The organism is Terriglobales bacterium (assembly GCA_035457425.1).
Taxonomy (GTDB): domain Bacteria; phylum Acidobacteriota; class Terriglobia; order Terriglobales; family Acidobacteriaceae; genus JACPNR01.
The window spans coordinates 1-20,660 of record DATIBR010000153.1 but is presented as its reverse complement, the minus strand read 5'-3'; the positions used below and the strand labels follow the sequence as shown (position 1 = coordinate 20,660).

At 67.5% G+C, this 20,660-nt stretch carries 22 protein-coding genes and 1 tRNA gene; 12 read left to right on the top strand and 11 right to left on the bottom strand.

Translation table 11 applies throughout. The features are described 5' to 3' along the window. Nucleotides 1–79: 79 nt before the first annotated feature. The 5 genes from VLA96_11650 to VLA96_11630 form a co-directional block, all read right to left on the bottom strand. Nucleotides 80–670 carry a hypothetical protein gene (locus VLA96_11650; protein HSE49854.1) on the bottom strand — a complete coding sequence of 197 codons (591 nt, stop codon included), beginning with the start codon at nt 668–670 and terminating at the stop codon, nt 80–82. Nucleotides 671–846: 176 nt separating this feature from the next. Further along, on the bottom strand, nt 847–1,155 hold the full coding sequence (locus VLA96_11645; protein HSE49853.1) for a DUF721 domain-containing protein: 309 nt from the start codon (nt 1,153–1,155) through the stop codon (nt 847–849). Between the two features lie 98 nt (nt 1,156–1,253). Continuing rightward, nucleotides 1,254–2,075, bottom strand: a complete 822-nt coding sequence (locus tag VLA96_11640; protein ID HSE49852.1) for a hypothetical protein — start codon at nt 2,073–2,075, stop codon at nt 1,254–1,256. 399 nt (nt 2,076–2,474) lie between these two features. Next, nucleotides 2,475–3,836, bottom strand: a complete 1,362-nt coding sequence (locus VLA96_11635; GenBank protein HSE49851.1) for a CCA tRNA nucleotidyltransferase — start codon at nt 3,834–3,836, stop codon at nt 2,475–2,477. A gap of 73 nt (nt 3,837–3,909) precedes the next feature. Continuing rightward, nucleotides 3,910–4,125 (bottom strand): hypothetical protein, encoded by a 216-nt coding sequence (locus tag VLA96_11630; GenBank protein HSE49850.1) that lies wholly within the window; start codon nt 4,123–4,125, stop codon nt 3,910–3,912. Nucleotides 4,126–4,476: 351 nt separating this feature from the next. On the opposite strand from VLA96_11630, the gene VLA96_11625 reads away from it, so the two are divergent. Then, nucleotides 4,477–7,353, top strand: coding sequence for a PKD domain-containing protein (locus VLA96_11625; protein HSE49849.1), 2,877 nt, complete (start codon nt 4,477–4,479; stop codon nt 7,351–7,353). 3 nt (nt 7,354–7,356) lie between these two features. Here the strand turns inward: VLA96_11625 and VLA96_11620 are convergent, their stop codons facing one another. Both VLA96_11620 and VLA96_11615 read right to left on the bottom strand, forming a co-directional pair. Then, entirely contained in the window at nt 7,357–7,707 is a 351-nt protein-coding gene (locus VLA96_11620) for a hypothetical protein (protein HSE49848.1), read from the bottom strand. A 186-nt stretch (nt 7,708–7,893) separates the two neighbouring features. Next, a tRNA-Leu gene (locus VLA96_11615) sits at nt 7,894–7,980 on the bottom strand. A gap of 113 nt (nt 7,981–8,093) precedes the next feature. Here VLA96_11615 and trpC point away from each other — a divergent pair. The 11 genes from trpC to VLA96_11560 all read left to right on the top strand — a co-directional run bounded on the left by trpC (nt 8,094) and on the right by VLA96_11560 (nt 17,007). Next, nucleotides 8,094–8,939 carry an indole-3-glycerol phosphate synthase TrpC gene (gene trpC, locus VLA96_11610; protein HSE49847.1) on the top strand — a complete coding sequence of 282 codons (846 nt, stop codon included), beginning with the start codon at nt 8,094–8,096 and terminating at the stop codon, nt 8,937–8,939. After that, on the top strand, nt 8,939–9,640 hold the full coding sequence (locus VLA96_11605; GenBank protein HSE49846.1) for a phosphoribosylanthranilate isomerase: 702 nt from the start codon (nt 8,939–8,941) through the stop codon (nt 9,638–9,640). The genes trpC and VLA96_11605 overlap by 1 nt, the downstream gene beginning before the upstream one ends. 4 nt (nt 9,641–9,644) lie before the next feature. Next, nucleotides 9,645–10,847 (top strand): tryptophan synthase subunit beta, encoded by a 1,203-nt coding sequence (gene trpB / locus VLA96_11600; protein ID HSE49845.1) that lies wholly within the window; start codon nt 9,645–9,647, stop codon nt 10,845–10,847. Between the two features lies 1 nt (nt 10,848). Continuing rightward, entirely contained in the window at nt 10,849–11,382 is a 534-nt protein-coding gene (locus VLA96_11595) for a GNAT family N-acetyltransferase (GenBank protein ID HSE49844.1), read from the top strand. Between the two features lie 2 nt (nt 11,383–11,384). Continuing rightward, entirely contained in the window at nt 11,385–12,176 is a 792-nt protein-coding gene (gene trpA, locus VLA96_11590; protein ID HSE49843.1) for a tryptophan synthase subunit alpha, read from the top strand. A gap of 32 nt (nt 12,177–12,208) precedes the next feature. Further along, nucleotides 12,209–12,538 carry a chorismate mutase gene (locus VLA96_11585; protein ID HSE49842.1) on the top strand — a complete coding sequence of 110 codons (330 nt, stop codon included), beginning with the start codon at nt 12,209–12,211 and terminating at the stop codon, nt 12,536–12,538. Further along, nucleotides 12,535–13,554: a 3-deoxy-7-phosphoheptulonate synthase gene (gene aroF, locus VLA96_11580; GenBank protein HSE49841.1), complete on the top strand. Its 1,020-nt coding sequence runs from the start codon at nt 12,535–12,537 to the stop codon at nt 13,552–13,554. The genes VLA96_11585 and aroF overlap by 4 nt, the downstream gene beginning before the upstream one ends. Before the next feature lie 95 nt (nt 13,555–13,649). After that, complete coding sequence (locus VLA96_11575) at nt 13,650–14,582, top strand: prephenate dehydrogenase/arogenate dehydrogenase family protein (protein ID HSE49840.1); 933 nt, start codon at nt 13,650–13,652, stop codon at nt 14,580–14,582. An 80-nt stretch (nt 14,583–14,662) separates the two neighbouring features. After that, nucleotides 14,663–15,391, top strand: coding sequence for a CoA transferase subunit A (locus VLA96_11570; protein HSE49839.1), 729 nt, complete (start codon nt 14,663–14,665; stop codon nt 15,389–15,391). Nucleotides 15,392–15,447: 56 nt separating this feature from the next. Next, entirely contained in the window at nt 15,448–16,173 is a 726-nt protein-coding gene (locus tag VLA96_11565; protein ID HSE49838.1) for a CoA transferase subunit B, read from the top strand. Between the two features lie 21 nt (nt 16,174–16,194). Then, a complete protein-coding gene (locus tag VLA96_11560; protein HSE49837.1) occupies nt 16,195–17,007 on the top strand; it encodes a hypothetical protein in 813 nt (270 codons plus the stop codon). 13 nt (nt 17,008–17,020) lie between these two features. Here the strand turns inward: VLA96_11560 and VLA96_11555 are convergent, their stop codons facing one another. The 4 genes from VLA96_11555 to mtnA form a co-directional block, all read right to left on the bottom strand. After that, nucleotides 17,021–17,221 (bottom strand): hypothetical protein, encoded by a 201-nt coding sequence (locus VLA96_11555; protein ID HSE49836.1) that lies wholly within the window; start codon nt 17,219–17,221, stop codon nt 17,021–17,023. A 49-nt stretch (nt 17,222–17,270) separates the two neighbouring features. After that, complete coding sequence (locus VLA96_11550) at nt 17,271–17,777, bottom strand: cytochrome c3 family protein (GenBank protein ID HSE49835.1); 507 nt, start codon at nt 17,775–17,777, stop codon at nt 17,271–17,273. A 115-nt stretch (nt 17,778–17,892) separates the two neighbouring features. Next, nucleotides 17,893–19,395 carry an aldehyde dehydrogenase family protein gene (locus VLA96_11545; protein HSE49834.1) on the bottom strand — a complete coding sequence of 501 codons (1,503 nt, stop codon included), beginning with the start codon at nt 19,393–19,395 and terminating at the stop codon, nt 17,893–17,895. Between the two features lie 101 nt (nt 19,396–19,496). Next, a complete protein-coding gene (gene mtnA, locus VLA96_11540; GenBank protein HSE49833.1) occupies nt 19,497–20,552 on the bottom strand; it encodes an S-methyl-5-thioribose-1-phosphate isomerase in 1,056 nt (351 codons plus the stop codon). Nucleotides 20,553–20,660 lie beyond the last annotated feature (108 nt).

The following is a 20,660-nucleotide window of genomic DNA, read 5'->3' as shown; positions in this document are numbered from 1 at the left end:
GAAGCCGGCGCTCCGTCGAGCGGCGCTCCAAGAAAAAGCCCTCGCCTTGCGGCGAGGGCCGTTTGCTGCAGCGGAAAGATCACTCCTTGATGGGGGCGACCCTGGTGTCGGTCCGAGCCGTTCTCGTGCGCGGCGCGCTGCGCGTCGTGGTCTTGGGAGTGGTGGTGGTCTTGGCGGTGGTCGTCTGACCCTTTTGCAGGATGATGCCGCCGCGCGGGTTCTGCGTGGTGGGCCGCTGGGCGGTCACGCCGTAGGTGCGCTGCGTGGTGGTGCGGCGCGTCGTGGTGGTGGTGTGACGACGGCCGTCGCGGTCATGGTGACGCGAGACCTGCGTGCTGTTGCAGCCCTGCTTCTTGGCGAGGCCGGGAGGCAGGTCGCAGTCGCCCCAGCCGGTCTTCTTGCCCTGGTCCCAGCCGTGCGGGCGCTGATCGGGACCCTGCGCGGACGAGCCGCTGCCGGAGTGATGGCCGCCCCGGTCCCTGTCTTTCCCCTTGCCCTTGCCGTGGTCGTCGTCGCCGTCGTCGTGGTTGTTCTTGCCGTGCTCGGTGGCCGTGTTCTTGCCCTTGCCGCCGCCTTGGCCGCCGCCCTTGTTATTGCCCTTCGCGAAGGCTGCGCCGGAGAGCGAGAACGTCACGGCGAGCGCCAGCACGGTGATCCAGATCTTCCGCATACTTCCTCCTCAGCAGGGCGCGATTGTCGTCCATTCGGCCAGGGGGTGCAAGTAACGCGGGGACATGTCCGGCGCTATCTTGTTGAAAAAACAGAACTATTTCCAGGAGATGCAATCGCGGTCCCAAGCCGTATGAGGACTTAGATGCGGCGTGAGTAGCTGCCGGGGAGGAAAAATCACGCCTGTTCGGCGCGTTCGTTCTGCTTGCGGCCGGCGAGGACGAACTCGAGGCGCTCGACCTTGCCGCCGGCGATGCGATTCAGGGCCTCGAGATAGTGGAGGGCGAAGCCGTTGAGCTGGTTGCGCCAGCCGGCGTCGGGCACCTGGACCTGGAGGACGCCGGCCTCGAGTCGCAGGGCGCGCGTCTTGTCGGCGACGGCGGTGCCGCAGACCAGTGGCCACGCCAGCACGGCGGCCTCTTCCGGCGGCGCCTTGCTGAGCGCTTCGGCGACGATCTTCTTCAGCCCGGTGGCGGCTCGTTCCATGGGAGCAGCGATTCTACACCCGGGTAGCGCCGGCGAGTCGCCGGCGCCTACCCACAGACTTCCTCGTAGCGCGGGCGAGTCGCCGGCTACCGCAGCGCTTACTTGGTCAGGATCCAGCCGCCGTCGATGAGCGCCGCCTTCATGGTGGTGGTCGTGCTCGAGCCCTGGGACTTCTCGCTGAAGACGATCTCGGCCTTGTCGTCACCCTTCTGCACGACCTTGGTGAGCTTCATGGTGAGCGGGTAGGCCTCCTTGAGGAACTTCATGATCTCGGCGCCCTGCGGCCCGTCGAGGTCGGCGGCCATGTCGGGGGTGATGAGCTTCTTCAGTCCGGCCTTGTCGCCGGCGCGCGCGGCCTTCACGAAGGCGAGGGCGAGCCGGGCCGGCGGGCTATCGAGCGGCAGCAGCTTCTCGGGGAGGGGCGCGGGTTTCGGCTGGATGTTGGCGGAGAAATCGATGTTGAACTCCCACGACTTGCCGAAGCTCTCTTCCGGCCCGCTGTAGAGGCGGCCGGTGATGCGCTTGCCGTCGAAATATTTCAGGTCGAGCTTGCCGATGCCGGAGACGGAGAGCGGGTCTTCCAGTCCGGAGTGATAGAGCTGGCCGCCGCGCGGGCTCTTGTTCTCGTCGAGGCGCATCTCGATGGCGGTGAGCTTGCCGTCGCGGAACGATTGCGAGAGGCCGAATTCTTCCTGCAGCATCTCGTCGGTCACCGGGACGTCGGTGAAGAACAGGAAGAGCGTGTCCTTGGTCTCATCGAAGGTGTCGGGCTTGATGAGGGCGTAGACGTGGCGCATCTGGACGGTCTTGCCGCCGGCGACAAAGGTGCCCTTGGCGGCGCCGGGGGCGAGAGCAGCCTGGCCCCACAGCAGCGTGGTGGCGAAGCAGAACAGAGCGAGGAGGAAGAGACGCGTGCGCATGGTGTCTCCTGTGAAAGGGGATGAAAGGGGGTGGAAGAACGGTAATCGGCAGGCGGGCCGCGTGTCACGCGAAATCGGATGGAAAAGCGCACCACAAAGGACACAAAGGTCGCACCAAGGTGCTGAGCAGAAGGTGGCTGTTGCGCACATTGCAAAGGAGTTAGGGTGTGTTACCGGCGTAATCTTGCTCCTTTCCCGGAACGGGCGCATGATGCGCAGCGTTTCGAGCCGGCCACTGAACGGCGGGCAGTTCGCGAGATGCGGTGGCCGGCGGCAGAGGAAGTGCACGATGCCGGTCACACGACAGATCGGCTCCCCCGTAACACGTTCGAGGATCACGGACGCGGTCCTGGTAGTGCTGGTGCTGATGGCCGCGGCCGTCGCGTACTGGTTCTTCCGCTAGTCCTGGACAGGGAACTCGCGCTGCACGAACTCGAGCGCGTCCTGCCTGGAGGCGAAGCGACCTTCGAGCTGGGCGTCTTCGGCGGCCTGCAGCATGCGCTTGAACTCCGGGCCGGGGCGGTGACCCAAAGCGATGAGGTCGCGGCCGGTGATGAGCGGCTGGGGGCGGATCTCTTCCGGCGGCGTCTCGGCCAGCTTCTGCTTGACGAATTCGTACAAGGAAAGGTCGCCATGGCTCGACAGGCAGTCCATGCGGTGCAGCTCCAGGTGCTCCTCGAACTGTGGGAGGCGGAAGAAGCGCTTGAGCGTCGAGGCTTTCATGCGGGGCGCGTCGGCGAAGCGCAGGTGGTTGGCGACCAGGGCGCAGACGTGCTCGGTGTCGGCATGGGAGAGGCGGAGCCGCTGAGCGATCTGCTGCGCCATGCGCTCGCCGACCTCTACATGGCCGTCGAAGCGGATGCGGTCGGGAGCGACGCGGAAGGTGGGCGGCTTTCCGACGTCGTGCAGCAGGGCACCGAGCGCGAGCGCCGGCGAGCATCCAGCCTGCAGTTTCTCGAGGATAAGGAGTGTGTGGACCCAGACGTCGCCCTCCGGGTGGAACTGCGGCGGCTGCTGCACACCTTTCATCCGTTCGACCTCCGGCAGCACCTGGTGGAGTAGTCCGGTGTGGTCGAGCAGCTCGAAGGCGCGGCGGGCCGCGCCCTCCGTCAACATCTTCACGATCTCGTCGCGGATGCGCTCGTGGCTGACCTGGTGGATGTGCGGGGCCAGGCGGCGGATGGCGGCGAAGGTGGCGTCGTCGATGCGGTAGCCGAAGCGCGCGGCAAAGCGCACCGCGCGCAGCATCCGCAGCTTGTCCTCGGCAAAGCGCCGGTCGGGCTCGCCGATGGTACGGATGAGCTTGCGCTCGAGGTCGGCACGGCCGCCGACGAAGTCGAGCACCTCGCCCGACAGCGGGTCCATGAGCAGGCCGTTGATGGTGAAGTCGCGGCGCTGCACATCCTCTTCAGCGGTCTTGGCGTACACCACCGCATCGGGATGGCGGCCGTCGGAGTAGCCGACGTCGGAGCGGAAGGTGGCGACCTCGACGTTGAAGAAGGCGTCGTGAGTCGTCGGCCCTCGGTCGTCGGCCGCGAGGCCCTCGAACGGAACCAGCACGACGCCGAACTGCACTCCCACCGCAAAAGTCTTGGGGAAGATGGCCATGACCTGCTGGGGCGTGGCGCCGGTGGCGACGTCGTAGTCGGTAGGCTCGCGGCCGAGGACGAGATCGCGCACACAGCCGCCCACCAGCCACGCCTGGTGGCCGCGGTCGCGCAGCGTGCGCACGATCAAGGTGGCTGCTTCTTTGGGGGTCATGGCGTCCTCGCCATGATAGAGGAACGCTCTTGGCTAAGACTCCTGGAGCCAAGAGCCAAGAGCCAAAAGCGAGCTACTGCTGCGGGGCGTGGGCGCGGAGGACTTCGCGGATCTCGCGGTTGATGCGGGCGGAATCGCGGACGGCGGTGTCGATCATGTCGGCCCAGCGCTTGCTGACGTCGTCGAGCTTGGACTGCTGGAGCAGGTAGCTGGCCTGCATGATGGTCTCGATGGCGTTGGAGAGGTCGTGGGCGAGGGTACGGAGCTGCTTGTTCACTTCCGGCGTCATGCCTGGTTGAGTCCCTCTTTGGGGTTGTGGCGACATTCCGCCCTCCTCGCACTCGGAATACTAAATACTACTCGGCCGGACAGCGTGAGTGATTGGACACGCAAACCCGGCTGAACGTTGTACGTGCGGCCCTCGGAGGAGGGCCTTCCGTAATCTGCCGTCCCGCTCCCGCGGATGCTACGGTGCGCCCACCGGACTAAGGCAAAAACCTAGGCTCGACTACTACTTTTGGCGTATCGGCGGAGCGACAGGCCAAGCGTAGCATGACCGCCTTAATCCCAGTGAGCTAGTCCCAACGAAGTAAGACCGTGTTACGGAGTGCCGTCCCCCAGGCGGCCGCAGGGGGAAGCTGTGCGCACAACCGTCGCAACCGTCATCGTGCTCGTGCTTACGGCCGGCGCCTTTGCCGGCGACCTGGTCATCCAACCCACGACCACGCGTACCGCGGAGAGCGGCAACAATACCAGCGGGGCGGACTCGTTCACCACGCAGACCAACGGCAACCCGGCGCCGGCGAACATCTCGAAGCTGGCGGTGCGGAGCCTGCTGTATGCGGGGGCGACGACGAAGATCTACGCGCACTTCATGCCGTGGTTCGGCGGCGCCAACCACATGTGGGTGGGATATCGCTCGGACGACCGCGCCCAGGTCAACAAGCAGGTCGACGACATGATGAGCCGCGGCTATGACGGCGCCATCGTGGACTGGTACGGCCCGAACTACAGCCGGGAGAACAACACCACGCTCTACCTGCGGGACGAAGCCGAGACGCGCGGCGGCCTGTTCCACTTCGCGGTGATGGAGGACGTGGGCGCGCTCAACAAATGCGCCAACACCGCGGGGTGCGACGTCACGCAGCGGCTGATCGATGACCTGAACTACGCGGCCGCGACCTACTACCCCTCGCCGGCGTACCTGCGCATGGGCGGGCGGCCGGTGATGTTCTTCTTCGGCGTGGACAAGTATGCCATCGACTGGACCCGGGCGCGCGCCGGCGTCAACGGCAACCCGCTGTTCATCTTCCGCCAGTCGAGCGCCTTCACGCACGCGCAGTCCGACGGCGGCTTCTCCTGGGTCGGCATCAGCACCGACAGCTCGGTGATGGGGCTGGGCTACCTGGATGATTTCTACGCGACCGGGCTGAAGTATCCGACCAAGCAGATCGTGGGCTCCGCTTATCCGGGGTTCAACAACACGCTGGCGGCGTGGGTGTCGAACCCGCCGAAGATCGTGGACCGGCAGTGCGGGCAGACGTGGCTGGCGACGCTGGCGGAGGCCGGGAAGTACTTCTCCGCGAGCAAGCAGCTCGTCTCCATGCAGATGGTGACGTGGAACGACTACGAAGAGGGCAGCGAACTGGAGACCGGCATCGACAGCTGCCTCGCGGTCAATTCGACGGTCAGCGGCTCGGTGTTGAGCTGGAGCATCGCGGGCTCGCCTTCGGTGGTGGACCACTTCAACATCTTTCTCTCGCTCGACGGCGAGAACCTGATGAAGCTGACCTCGCTGGACGCCGCGCAGCGCGCGGTCGACCTGGCGAGCTTCGGGATCGGCCCGGGCAACTACACGCTGTTCGTGCAGGCGTACGCGAAGCCGTCGCTGCGCAACGCGCTGTCGGCGGCGGTGCCGTATTCGTTGAACGACCAGGCGCCGCTGGTGAGCGTGGCGCTGGACCGCACCTCGGGCGTGGCGCCGGAGACGGTGACCGCGACGGTCACGACGTCGGATCCCGACGGCTGGGTGGCCTCGACCACCATCGATTTCGGCGACGGCAGCGCGGCGGTCGCGGGCGTGAGCGCCTCGCATGAATACGCCGGCGCCGGCAACTACGTGGTGACGGCGACCTCGACCGACGACCGCGGCGCGACGGCCAGGGCCACGGCCACGGTCGCCATCGCGGCGAACCAGCCGCCGGCAGCCGCGCTTTCGCTCTCGCCGGGCTCGGGCGCGGCGCCGCTGGCGGTGACCGCCTCGAGCGCGAACTCCACCGACGCGGACGGGAGCATCGTGTCCTCGAGCATCGACTTCGGCGACGGGACGATCGTGGCTGGGCCGGTGGCCAGCCACACGTACACGACGAGCGGCAGCCGCACCGTCACGGTCACCGTGAAGGACAACAAGGGGGCCACCTCGACCGCCAGCGGCACCGTCGACGTGACCGCGGTGTCCGCGGTGACCATCACTTCGCCGGCGGAGGGGGCGACGCTGGCCGCACCGGTGCGGGTGGCCGCCAGCGGGACCTCGGGCAGCGAGGTCTGGCTGACGCAGATCTATCTGGACGGCAAGAAGGTGACCGAGGTGGCAGGCGCGAGCATCGACACCACGCTCAGCCCGGCGCCGGGCGCGCACAAGATCACCGTGCAGTGCTACGACCGCGCGAACAACATCTTCAAGTCGAGCGTGAACGTGACGGTGGTGAACCAGCCGCCGGCGGCCGCGCTCTCGGTCACGCCGCTCAGCGGCACGGCGCCGGTGACGGTGACGGCATCGACGGCGGGCTCCACGGATAGCGATGGCACGGTCGCGTCGTCGTCCATCGACTTCGGCGACGGCACGGTGCTGCCCGGTCCGAGCGCGAGCCACACCTACAGCACGGCGGGCACGAAGACGATCACGGCGACCGTGACCGACAACCTGGGCGCGACGTCCAGCACGACCGCTACGGTGACGGTGAGCGCGCCGAACCAGCCGCCGGTGGCGAAGCTGGCAGTCACGCCGACCAGCGGGATGGCGCCGCTGACGGTGAGCGCATCGACCAGCGGCTCGGCCGACCCGGACGGCACGATCACGGCGGTGAAGATCGACTTTGGCGACGGCTACGTGGCGTCCACTGCCTCGGCGACGCACCAGTACGCCATCGTTGGCACCTACACCGTGCGCGCGACCGTGACCGACGACAAGGGAGCGAGCGCGACGGCGAGCCAGACGGTCTCGGTGACCGCGGGCGTGACCATCACCTCGCCGCTGCCCGGCAGCACGGTGACGTCGCTGGTCACGGTGAAGGCGACGGCGGTGGCGGCCAAGCCCATCACGTCGATGAAGGTGTACATCGACAACGTGCTGCGCTATAGCGTGAGCGGGGCGAGCGTCCTGACGTCACTCAGCGCCTCCAACGGCGGGCACACGCTGCGGGTAGAGGCCCTGGATTCCGGCGGGGCGAAGTACTCGAGCAGCGTGAGCTTCACGGTGCGGAAGGGGACCGTTTCGCCCATCCGCTCGACGATGTAGCGACTAGCCGACGATGGTCTGTCCGGGTTGGGGCGCGCGCTCGCTGGGGCGCGAGAGCCGGAAGCTGACGCGCAGGCCGCGCGAGATGTGGTCGATGCGCAGCGGCTTGTTCAGCGCCAAGTGCGCGCCGGCGGAGAGCGCCTGCTTCACCGGCAACTCTTGCGGCAGCAGGGCTACCACCACCGTGGCATTCTCGTGATGCGTGCGGATGCCGGCCACGAGCTGCAGGGCCAGGTCCGTGTCGTCGAAATCGACGATCACACCGTCATAGTTACGCTTGAGAAGGGCCAGTGCCTCCACCGTCCCGGCGCACTCCTCGGGCACGACTGAGAACTGGGCGAAAGCGCGCTTCAAGAGCGCGCGCGTGTCGGCATCGGCACTGGAAACAAGGAATCTGCTGGGCACCTGGGAGTCCCCTTTTTGTAGTGAAAAAGTGGCGAAACTCTATCACGCTCCCCGACGGGGAGGAAGTGGCAAAGTCGTAATACGAGATACCGCAGGGAATGTGACCCGCGAAAGGAGTGATGCAGAAGGAGTTATTGGTGCCGAAGAAGGGACTCGAACCCCCACGCCCTTGCGGGCACATGGACCTGAACCATGCGCGTCTGCCAATTCCGCCACTTCGGCTTGATTGCGCAGCCTTGCGGCTGCCGTATCGAGGCAGGGACTACCCGTTCATTTTCGCCGAGGGCGGAAGGCCTGTCAAATTGCGGCTCTCGTCATATACTGGCGGACTCCCCATGTCCGTCACACTCGACCAGATCGTAGGCGCGCGCCGCCAGGAGGTGGCGCGCACCAAGGCGGCGGCGGACTTCGCCGCGCTGCGCCGGCAGGCGGAACGCCATCCGCCGCGCGGCTTCCGGCGGGCGCTCGAGGCGGCCGCCCGCACGCGCCCGGCGATCATCGCGGAACTGAAGAAGGCGTCGCCGTCGAAGGGCGTGCTGCGCGGCAGCTTCCCGGTGGGGAGGCTGGCGACCGCGCTCGCGCGCGGGGGCGCGGCAGCGCTCTCGGTCCTGACGGAAGAGCAGCACTTCCAGGGGTCGCTCAGCAACCTGCGGGAAGCGTCGGCAGCGACGGAGCTGCCATGCCTGCGCAAAGATTTCATGGTGGACGAGTTCCAGGTGCTGGAGGCGCGCGCGCACAACGCCGACGCCATCCTGCTGATCGTCGCCGCGCTCTCGGACGACGAGCTGCGGCGGCTGCACCACGCGGCGCGGGAAGACGGCCTCGACGTGCTGGTCGAGGTGCACGACGAAGCGGAACTGGAGCGCGCCGCTCACCTGGGCGCCGACCTCATCGGCGTGAACACGCGCGACCTGCGGACCTTCGAGGTCGATCTGCAGACGGCGGTGCGGCTTGCCCCGAAGATCCCCGCCGGCGCGCTGAAGGTCGCCGAAAGCGGCATCCACACGGCGGAAGACGTTCGGCTGTTGCGCGCGGCAGGGTACGCCGCGTTCCTCATCGGAGAGACGCTGATGAAGGCGGAGGATCCCGGCGAGGCGCTGCAGCGCCTGCTGGGGGAAGCCAAGGCGCCGCCGGCGGGCGCGGCCGGCGCGGCGACACGCGGCACCGGAACGGAAGACTGATGGCCATCTGGATCAAGATCTGCGGCACGACGAGCGTGGAGGACGCCGAGACGGTGGCGGCGGCGGGCGCGAGCGCGGTGGGGTTCGTGTTCGCGCGCAGCCCGCGGCGCGTCGCCGCGCTCGACGCGCGGACGATCGCGACGCGGCTGCCGGCGACGCTGCAGCGCGTGGGAGTGTTTGTGAACGAGAAGCCGGAGCGCGTGCGCGACATCGTGAGCCGCGCCGGCCTGACCGCCGTGCAGCTCCATGGCGAAGAGACGCCGGAGTACGCGCAGAATCTTTTCAGCGCGGCCCCGCCCCCGTCGGACATGGGCTATCCGGCAGAGCGGCGGCGGGCGACGCGCATCTTCAAGGCCATCCCGATGGACGGCGAGGCGGGCGCGAAGATCGCCAAGTTCCTCGCGGCGGGCGACGCCGTCGACGCCTTCGTGCTCGACACCGCCGGCGAGCTGCGCGGCGGCTCCGGCAAGACGTTTCCCTGGGAGGCGGCCGCCGGCCTGATGAAAGAGTTCCCGCAAGTGCGGTTCGTGATCGCCGGCGGGCTGAACCCGGAAAACGTCGGGGAGGCGGTCGCGAAGCTGCGGCCGTGGGGCGTCGATGTGTCCAGCGGCGTCGAGAAGCAGCCCGGCGTCAAGATCCAGGACCGCGTCTTCGCCTTCGTGGACGCGGTGCGCGCCGCCGAGAAAGCCCTCAAAGTCTAGCCCCATGACTCCCCGGTCCACTGCCGCAGCCGCTCCCGGACGTTTTGGTCCCTACGGCGGGCGCTACGTCCCCGAGACGCTGGTGGCGGCGCTGGAGGAATTGGAGCGGGCGTATGGCGCGGCGCGGCGCGACAAGAGGTTCCAGCGGCGCTTGCAGGAGCTGCTGGAGCAGTACGCCGGGCGGCCGACGCCGCTCTACTTCGCCGAGCGGATGACGCGCGAACTGGGCGGCGCGCAGGTCTACCTGAAGCGCGAAGACCTGCTGCACACAGGCGCGCACAAGATCAACAACTGCATCGGGCAAGCGCTGCTGGCCGAGCGCATGGGGAAGCGGCGCATCATCGCCGAGACCGGTGCGGGACAGCACGGCGTGGCCAGCGCGACGGTGTGCGCGCTGTTCGGCTTCCAATGCGTCGTCTACATGGGGACCGAAGACATGCGGCGGCAGGAGCTGAACGTCTTCCGGATGCGGCTGCTGGGGGCGGAAGTGCGCGGCGTGGGTTCCGGGTCACGCACGCTCAAGGACGCTATCAACGAGGCGATGCGCGACTGGGTGACGAACGTGCGCAGCACGCACTACCTGCTGGGGTCGGTGCTGGGGGCGCATCCGTATCCCACGATGGTGCGCGATTTCCAGTCGGTGATCGGGCGCGAGGCGCGCAAGCAGGTGCTGAAGCAGGCGGGCAAGCTTCCGGCGGCGGTGATCGCCTGCGTCGGGGGCGGGTCGAACGCCATCGGCATCTTCCACGAGTTCCTGGGCGACAAGCGCGTGAAGCTCATCGGCGTGGAGGCCGGCGGGCGCAGCGCGCGCCTGGGCGAGCACGCCGCGCGCTTTCTGGGCGAGGGCGGCGCACCCGGCGTGCTGCAGGGAACGTTCTCCTATGTCTTGCAGGACGAAGCCGGGCAAGTCGCGAGCACGCACTCGGTCTCGGCGGGGCTGGACTATCCCTCGATCGGGCCGGAGCATGCCTGGCTGCACGATTCGCGGCGCGCGGAGTACGTGGCGGCGTCGGACGAGCAGGCGCTGGCGGCCTGCCAGTCGCTCGCGCGCACCGAGGGGATCATCCCGGCGCTGGAGTCGGCGCACGCGGTGGCGGAGCTGGTGAAGCGCGCGCCGCGGATGAAGAAGTCGGATGTGGTGATCGTGAACATTTCGGGTCGGGGAGATAAGGACATCGGGATACTCCGCGAGAACCTGCGGTTCTGACATGAATCTCGACCTTCAACCGACGCTGACCGGCAAGCTGGTCGAACTGCGTCCGCTGGGCGCGGAGGACTTTGATGCGCTTTACGCCGCGGCCAGCGACCCGCTCATCTGGGAGCAGCATCCGGAGCGGCGCCACGAGCGGGCGGTGTTCGAGCAGTTCTTTGCCGGGGCGATGGAGTCAGGCGGCGCGCTGGCTGTGATCGAGCGCAAGACCGGGAAGGTCATCGGCACGTCGCGCTACGCCCGGCTGGTTCCCGGAGAGCAGGTCGAGATCGGGTGGACTTTCCTGGAGCGCGCGTACTGGGGCGGCGAGTACAACGGCGAGATGAAGCGGTTGATGCTGGAGCACGCGTTCCGTTTCGTCGAGCGCGTAGTATTCACGGTCGCCGAGAAGAACCTGCGCTCGCAGAAAGCGGTGGAGAAGATCGGCGGCGTCCGCGTCGGCACGGAGAGGCGCACCGGGCCGGAGGGCGCGCCGCAGGAGAACGTGGTGTTCGCCATCACGAAGGAAGCGTGGAAGGCGGTGCACGCCTAGCCATGCCGCTGCGATTCGACAAGAAGCCCGCGCTGGTCGCGTACGTCACGTGCGGCGACCCCGCGATGGAGGTCACGCGCGACATCGTGCTGGCCGCCATCGACGCGGGTGCGGACGTGGTGGAACTGGGCGTGCCGTTCTCCGACCCGGTGGCGGACGGCCCGGTCATCCAGCGCGCCAGCGAGCGCGCGCTGCGCGCGGGCGCGACGCTGAAGAAGATCCTGGCGATGGCGCGGGAAGTGCGGGCGTTGAAACCGAAGGCCGGCCTGCTCATCTTTTCTTACTTGAACCCGGTGCTGCGGATGAGGCTGGAGCGGTTCTGCGCCGCCGCGGCCGACGCCGGCATCGATGGCGCGCTGCTCACGGACATGACGGTGGAAGAGGCGGGCGACTACCTGGAATGCATGCGACGGCGGAAGCTGGCGACGGTGTTCCTGGCCGCGCCGACCTCGAGCGATGCGCGCCTGGAGAAGATCGCGGCGGCGTCTTCCGGGTTCGTGTACGCGGTGTCGCGCACGGGCGTGACCGGGGCGCGGCAGGAAGTCTCGAGCGAGGCCCAGCAACTGGTCGCGCGCGTCCGAAAGTATTCGAAGCTGCCGGTGGCGGTGGGTTTCGGCATCTCAACACCGGAGCAGTTCGCCGCGGTCGGCGCGTGGGCGGACGGCGTGGTGGTGGGCAGCGCGATCGTGGAGCGCATCGAGGCGAATCGCGGCCGCGAACCGGAGGCGGTGGCAAACTTCATTGGCTCGCTGAAGCGTCATGCCGCCGCCTCGGCGCGGAGCTGGATGGGCTGATGTCTGACGTCGGAAGACGGAGGGCTGTTCCTATGGACATCGCTGGTTGGCGGAAGAAGATCGACGAACTCGACCGCAAGATGGTCGAGCTGCTGAACGAGCGTGCGCGGGCGGCGAAGGAGATCGGCAAGCTGAAGCGCACGACCGACATGCCCATCTACGAGCCGGAGCGCGAGAAGCGCATCTTCGAGAACGTGCGGCAGGTGAACCAGGGTCCGCTGACGGACCTGGACCTGACGCAGGTGTTTGAACGGATCATCGACATCATGCGGAACCTGCAGAAGAAGGAGATCGTGCCGCCGGAGAGAGAGAAGCAGGCTGCGGCGGGCGGCACGGAATTCGATTCGGACGTGAACGAATGATCGTCGCGATGCAGCCCCACGCGAGCGAAGAGCAGATCCAGCACGTGATCGAGCGGCTGGTGAACATGGGCTTCGAGGTCCACCGCTCGACCGGCACGCAGCAGACGGTGCTGGGGGCGGTAGGGCCGCGCATCGACTTCGACATCCGCGACATCGAGGCGCTGTCGGGCGTAGGCGAGGTGCACCGCATCTCGGCGCCCTACAAGCTGGTCGGGCGGACGTGGCGGCCCGAGGGCACGGTCATCCAGTTCAAGAACGGCGTGCAGCTGGGCGGGGAAGACGTCCACGTGATGGCGGGGCCGTGCTCGGTGGAATCGCGCGAGCAGCTCTTTGCGGTCGCCGAGGCGGTGAGCAAGGCGGGCGCGAAGTTCCTGCGCGGCGGCGCCTTCAAGCCGCGGACGTCACCGTATTCCTTCCAGGGCCTGGGCGAAGAAGGGCTCAAGCTGCTGCGCGAGGCGGGGGACAAGTTCGGCATGCTGGTGGTGAGCGAGGTCATGGAGATCTCGCAGATCGCGCTGATGCTGCCGTACGTCGACGTGCTCCAGGTGGGCGCGCGCAACATGCAGAACTTCAACCTGCTGCGCGAGCTGGGGAAGGCGCGCAAGCCGGTGCTGCTGAAGCGCGGCATCGCGGCGACCATCGAGGAGCTGCTGCTTTCGGGCGAGTACCTGATGGCGGGCGGCAACTACGAGGTCATGCTGTGCGAGCGCGGCATCCGCACCTACGAGACCTACACGCGCAACACGCTCGACATCTCGGCCATCCCGATCGTCCACAAACTCTCGCACCTGCCGATGGTGTGCGACCCGTCGCACGGCACCGGGCGGCGCGAGAAGGTCGCGCCCATGGCGCGGGCCTCGGTCGCCGCGGGCGCCGACGCCGTGCTGGTCGAGGTGCATAACGAGCCCGAGAAGGCGCTCTCCGACGGCGCGCAGTCGCTCTATCCCGAGCAGTTCGAGGAGCTGATGAAGCAGCTGCGGATGATCGCGCCCGCCGTCGGGCGCAAGCTCGCGTAGCACGATTCACCACGGAGGCACGGAGAACACGGAGGCCCTCTTTTCTTGCTTGTCTTGCTCCGTGGCCTCCGCGTCTCCGTGGTAAAAACAAACCCTTGTTCAAGCAGATCACCATCGTCGGGACCGGGCTGATCGGCGGCTCGGTCGGGCTGGCGCTCAAGCGCGCGCGCTTCCGCGGGAAAGTCATTGGCTGCGACGAGCCCGCAGTGCTGGCCGTCGCGCAGAAGCGCAAGGCCATCGACCGCGGCGCGCGCGACTGCGGGCAGGCGCTGCGCGGCTCCGACCTGGTGGTGCTGGCGACGCCGGTCGGCGCCATCATCGATCTTCTCGACCGTTTCGGCCCGTCGCTGGGCAAGAACGTGTTCGTTACCGACGTCGGGAGCACGAAAGCAGAGATCGTCGCGTGCGCGCAAAGAGTGTTCGGGCGCGATGCGGCGCGGCGTTTCCTGGGCGGTCATCCGATGGCGGGCAAGGAGCTGGGCGGCATCGAACACGCCGACGCGCAGCTGTTCCGCGGCAGGCCATGGTTCATGACGCCCTTGGCGGGACAGGAGCTGGACGAGGGTCCGGCGGCGGCGTGGACAGAGCTGCTGGGAACGATCGGCGCGCGGGTGATGACGCAGACCGCGGACCGGCACGACCGGATGGCCGCGTGGACCAGTCACCTGCCGCAGATGCTCTCGACCGCCCTGGCCTCGACGCTGGAGGATTTTCGGGAGCGGTTCGCGGAAGAGTTCGGCGACGACCTGGACCCGGAGGAATCCGGTGGGCGCGCGCTGCGCGAGATGACCCGCATCGCGGCCAGCCCCTACGAGATGTGGCGCGACATCGCCCTGACGAACACGACGAACATCGCCGACGCGCTGCTGCAGCTCGAGCAGAAGCTGATGCATATGCGCGAGAACCTGCGGACGCGCGGGCTGGAAGAGGAGTTCTGCCGCGCGCGCGGTCAAAACCTCAAGGCGGAGGCGCAGGGTACGCTGAGAGATCCGCGGAGCAAGAATAAGAAAAAGACAAAGCAGACGTGACCTCGGCGTCCCCTGCGTCTCGGCGTTGGATCTGTCTTTCGTTTGCGCCGGCGGAATCCGCCCACTAGAATCCACCTCTTATGAACAAAGTGGTTGCGAACGCGGATGAGGCCATCCGCGACGTTCAGGACGGCGCCTCGATCATGGTCGGCGGGTTCGGGCTGTGCGGCATCCCGGAGAACCTGATCGCCGCGCTGGTCCGCAAGGGCGTGAGGAACCTGACGACCATCTCCAACAACGCCGGCGTCGACGAGTTCGGGCTGGGCAAGCTGCTGCAGTCCGGCCAGATCAAGAAGCACATCGGCACCTACGTGGGCGAGAACAAGCTGCTGGAGACGATGGTGCTCACCGGCAAGCTGGAGCTGGAGCTCAACCCGCAAGGGACGTTCTCGGAGCGGATCCGCGCGGGCGGCGCGGGCATCCCGGCGTTCTTCACGCCGACCGGCTACGGCACGGTGATCGCCGAAGGCAAGGAGACGCGCGAGTTCGACGGCCGGCCGTACGTCATGGAAAAGGCGCTCCGTGCCGACTTCGCGCTCATCAAGGCATGGAAGGGCGACACGTGGGGGAACCTGATCTATCGCAAGACCGCGCGCAACTTCAATCCGATGATGGCGACGGCGGCAAAGGTCACGATCGCGGAGGTCGAGGAACTGGTCGAGATCGGGGAACTCGACCCCGACAAGGTCCACACGCCGAGCGTCTACGTGAAGCGGATCTTCCAGGGCGTGAACTACGAGCGCCGCATCGAGAAGCGCACGGTGCGCAAGGCGAGTTCGCCGCAGATGAACGCAGAAGAACGCAGGTAGGGAAAAGGCGAGGCACATCAGGCCGCCGAGCCGCCTGCCGAAAGGCCTAAACGAACATGGCGACGCCAACCAAGCCGAGCGGTTTGTCGCGCAGCGACACCGAAAACAAAGACAAGCAGAAGGACACCGTCAAGCGCGACCGGATCGTGAAGCGCATCGCCCAGGAGCTGCGCGACGGCTTTTACGTGAACCTCGGCATCGGCATGCCGACGCTGGTGGCGAACCACGTGCCGAAGGGCATGCAGGTGGTGTTGCAGAGCGAGAACGGCATGCTGGGCATCGGGCCGTTCCCCATCGAAGGCCAGGAAGACGCCGACCTGATCAACGCGGGCAAGGAGACGGTGAGCGAGATCCCCGGCACGGCGTACTTCAGCTCGGCGGATTCGTTCGCGATGATCCGCGGCGGGCACATCGACCTGAGCGTCCTCGGCGCGATGGAAGTGGACGAGGAAGGGAACCTCGCCAACTGGATGATCCCCGGCAAGATGGTGAAGGGCATGGGCGGCGCCATGGACCTGGTGGCGGGCGCGCGCCGCGTGGTCATCGCGATGGAGCACACCACCAAGGACGGCAGCCCCAAGATCCTGAAGAAGTGCACGCTGCCGCTGACGGGCGTGAAGGTGGTGGACACGATCGTCACCGAGATGGCGTACATCCGTGTCGTTGCGGGCGAAGGGCTGGTGCTGGAGGAAGTCGCGCCGGGACTGACGGCGGCCGACGTCCAGAAAGCCACGGAAGCAAGATTGATCGTCAGTCCGGCCCTGAAGACCATGCAGTTCTGACTCGACAGGAGGACCAGGACCATGCGGCACCTCCGGCTCATTGCGGTCGTATTCCTCTCGACTCTGTGCGTGGCGCAGCTTCCCACGCGCGTCGCGCTCACCTCGAAGCCGAAGTACCTGAAGGACGTCCCGCGCGATTTCCGCGAGTTCTCGGAAGACGAGCTGCGACAGTCCATCAAGGTCGTCGCGGGGCGCAGCCATGCGGTGTTCGGCTACAACACGCCCGAGGTCCGCGTGCAGTTGCCGAAAGTGAGCAACAGCGCGTACTCGACCATCGATTTTGGCGAGGGCACCACCACGCTGGTCGACGCCAAGGGCAATCCGGTGGAGTTCGAGCTGGAGCGCGGCATCTACGACGAAGAGAAGTTCTCCGACGAGATCCGCTTCCGCAATCCCAACAGCGAGGACGAGAAGCCGCTGGCGTTCGCGCGCGCCAAGGGGACGGTGAAGGTGAAGTACCCGCTGGCGGTGAAGACGCTGAAGCTCACGCCGGCGCAGCGCGGCCCGAAGGAGCTGGGGGTGAAGTTCAAGGGGCCGTACGTCAGCTTCGACGAAGAAGCCGCGGGCGTGGCCGACGCATCGTCGGACCACCTGAAGCCGATCCGCGCGTACGATGCGGCGGGCCACCTGCTCGAGCCCGCGTCGTACTCGGAGACCTCGACCGACGCGGACGGCGTCTTCCGCAAGAAGATGGCGTTCTACGGCGTGGTGGCGCGGCTGGAGCTCGACACGGTCGAGGGCTGGGCGGAGCTGGAGATCCCGTTCGAGTTGCCGCCGGCGATGCTGCTGCCCGCGGGCCACGAAGGGGAAGATCCCGCCTCGTACCAGCAGTAGCGGCGCAGCGGCGCTAGGCGTGCCGCGGACCGCGCAGCAGGCGGGCCGGCAGGCAGATGAGCGCGCGCAGGAACTCGAGCACGCCGCCCACGGCGATGCCGACGATGCGGAACGGCAGCAGCAGCAGCCACGCCACGGGATAGAGCACGAGCGCCAGCAGCGCGAGCGGCCAGCACAGCACCAGCAGGATGCACCACAGCAGGAACGTACACATGGCTCGACCTCTGCTCAGGGATACGTTCCTGCCGCGGCGGAGGTTCCCGCTAGCCGGCCTTCACGTGGCACTGCTTGCAGGTCGTCGGCGCCTTCTTGCCGGCGGCGTTCTCCTTGGTGTGGCAGTCGATGCACGTGCCCTTCTTGGCGGCGGCATCGTGGAAAGCCGCCTGGCGGGCGGTCTTCATGCCGGCCTGCACCGGCTTGGTGTGGCAGGTGCGGCAGGCTTCCTGCGGCTTGGTCGCCGCCTTCTCCGGCTTTGACGGATGGTGGCAAGTCGCGCAATCGACTTTGTGCTTGGCGTGGTCGAAGGTGACGACGCCGAGCGCGCTGTCCTTCATCGCGATGGGTTTGGCGGGCGGCGCGGGAGCCTTCTCCGGCGCGGCTGCCGCCTTCGGCATTGCCGGGGCAGGCTCGGCCTTCGCCACCGTCGTGGGCGCGGCGGAAGGCGCCGGCGCGGTGGCTGCCGGCTGCGCCGCCGCAGGCTTGTCAGCGGCTTGCTGCTGCTGGCATCCGAAGGTCACCAGCAGGAGGAACACGAGAAGAAGATTACGCATGGGAGCTCCTTTGGGGCTGGGGAGTCCTCGCCAGCGTTATACGCCTGTGGGCCGTCGCCGGCGCAAGAAAAAAGAGGCGGGCGATACGCCCGCCTCTCGTGCGGAAGAGCTGGGGTCACACCTGCGCGCAGACCGCCTTGACCTCGGTGTAGAGCTCCAGGACGTCCTTGCCCATCTCGCGTCCCCAGCCCGACTGCTTGTAGCCGCCGAAGGGCAGGGCTGCGTCGAAGATGTTGTAGCAGTTGATCCACACGGTGCCGGCGCGCATGCGGTCGGCAAGGCGGTGCGCCTTGCTGAGGTCGCGCGTCCAGATGCCGGCGGCCAGTCCGTAGATGGAGTCGTTCGCGCGCGTCGCGACCTCGTCGATCTCCTGGAAGGGGATCGCCGCGACCACCGGCCCGAAGATCTCCTCCTGGATGACCTTCATCTTGTCGTTGGTGTTGACGAGCACGGTCGGCTCGACGAAGTAGCCTTTGTCGCCTTTCTTCTTGCCGCCGACGACCGCCTTCGCGCCCTCGTTGAAGCCGGACTCGAGGAAGCCGCACACGCGGTCGAGCTGCTCCTTGGAGACGAGCGGACCCATCTGCGTGTCGGGTTCCAGGCCGGAGCCGACGCGGATCTTCTTTGCCTGCTCGGCCACGCCTTCGACCACCTGGTCGAAGATGGGCTGCTCGATGAACAGCCGCGAGCCGGCGCAGCAGCACTGCCCGTGGTTGAAGAAGATGGCGCTGGCCGCGCCCTTGATGGCGCCCTTCACGTCGGAGTCGGCGAACACGACGTTCGGCGACTTGCCGCCCAGCTCGAGCGAGACCTTCTTCAGGTTGCCGCTCGCGGCTTGCAGCACCAGCCTGCCGACCTCGGTGGAGCCGGTGAACGCGACCTTGTCGACGTCGGGATGCGCGGCGAGCGCGGCGCCGGCGGTCTCGCCGAAGCCCGGCACCACGTTGACGACGCCATCAGGGAATCCGGCTTCGGTGATGAGTTCGCCCAGCCGGATGGCGGAGAGCGGCGTCTGCTCGGCGGGCTTCAGCACGACGCAGCAGCCGGTGGCGAGCGCCGGGCCAAGCTTCCACGCCGCCATCAGCAGCGGGAAGTTCCACGGGATGATCTGGCCGACCACGCCGACGGGTTCACGCTTGGTGTAGGCGAAGAACTTCGCGCCCGGCGCGTACGGAACGGAGATGGGGAAGGTGGCGCCTTCGATCTTGGTGGCCCAGCCGGCCATGTAGCGGAACAGGTCGACGGCGAGCGGGACGTCGGCGGCGCGCGCGATGGTCAGCGGCTTGCCGTTGTCGAGCGACTCCAGCGTGGCGAACTCTTCCAGGTTCTTTTCCAGCAGGTCGGCGAGGCGCCAGATGAGCTTGCCGCGCTCGCTGGCCGTCAGGTTCGGCCAGGGGCCGCTGTCGAACGCCTTGCGCGCGGCCGCGACCGCGCGGTCGATGTCTTCGCGGTCGCCTTCGGCGACGCGCGCCAGCACCTCACCGGTGGCCGGGTTGTAGGTGTCGAACGTCTTGCCCGAGGCGGCGTCGCTCCATTTGCCGCCGATGAGGATCTTGCCGGTCTTCGCAACGAAGCTCGAAGCCTTCGGGTCGATGGTGGGGGAGATGGCGATGCCCATGTGTCCTCCTTGGCTGGTGCAAGGTTGTGCTGAAAGGATCGGATCGCTTCTAGAGGAAGGGAATACTAGTCCTGTGCCGGGAGGGAAGGCAAACGCCGGCGCTACTTCGCGGCGACCGCGGCCGGCGCGAATCCGCGCAGCGACTCCTCGTACGGCGGCTTGGCGATGCCGCGCTCGGTGATGATGGCCGCGACGAACTTCGCCGGCGTCACGTCGAACGACGGGTTCTCGATGCCGACGCCCAGCGGCGCGATCTGCGTGGGGCCGACGTGCGTGACCTCCTTCGGATTGCGCTGCTCGATGGGGATCTGGTCGCCGGTCGGCGTCTCGAGGTCGATGGTGGAACAGGGCGCGGCCACGTAGAACGGGATGCCGTGCTCCTTCGCGAGCACCGCGACCGAGTACGTCCCGATCTTGTTGGCGACGTCGCCGTTGGCGGCGATGCGGTCGGCGCCCACCACGACCGCCTTCACCTTCCCCTGCCGCATCATCACGCCGGCCATGTTGTCGGCGATGACGGTGGTCGGGATGCCGTCTTTGGCCAGCTCCCACGCGGTGAGGCGCGAGCCCTGCAGCACCGGGCGCGTCTCGTCGGCGTAGACGTTGATCTTCTTGCCCTGCTCGAAGGCGGCGCGGATCACGCCGAGCGCGGTGCCGTAGCCGCCGGCGGTGGCGAGCGCGCCGGCGTTGCAGTGCGTGAGCACGCCGCCGGACGCGGGCATGAGCGTGGCGCCGTGCTTCGCCATCGCCTCGTTGGCAGCGAGGTCTTCCACGTAGATGGCCTGGGCCTCCTCGATAAGCGCCTGCTTGAGGTGGGCGATGGAATCGCCGGCGGCGGTGGCGAACCTGTCACGCATGCGCCGGATGGCCCAGAACAGGTTGACGGCCGTCGGGCGGGTTCCGCCCAGCACGTCGCAGATCATCACGAACTGCCGGCGGAATTCTTCCTTGTCGGTGGTGCGCAGCGCCTTGGCGCCGAGCGCGACACCCATGGCCGCGGCCACGCCGATAGCCGGCGCGCCGCGCACCGTCATGTTGCGGATGGCCTCCGCCACTTCCTCGTAGGTGCGCAGGGTGACGTAGAGCTCTTCGACCGGGAGCTTGCGCTGGTCGATCATGCGCACGCCGCTGTCGGTCCACTCCAGGGTCTTGATCATGCGCTGTGGCCCGCCGCGTGCTTCAGCCGCAGGTGCTCCGCGCGGACGTGGCCGGCGGTGAAGATGCTGACAAACTTCGCCGGCGCGGCGGCGGCTTCGACCGCGCCG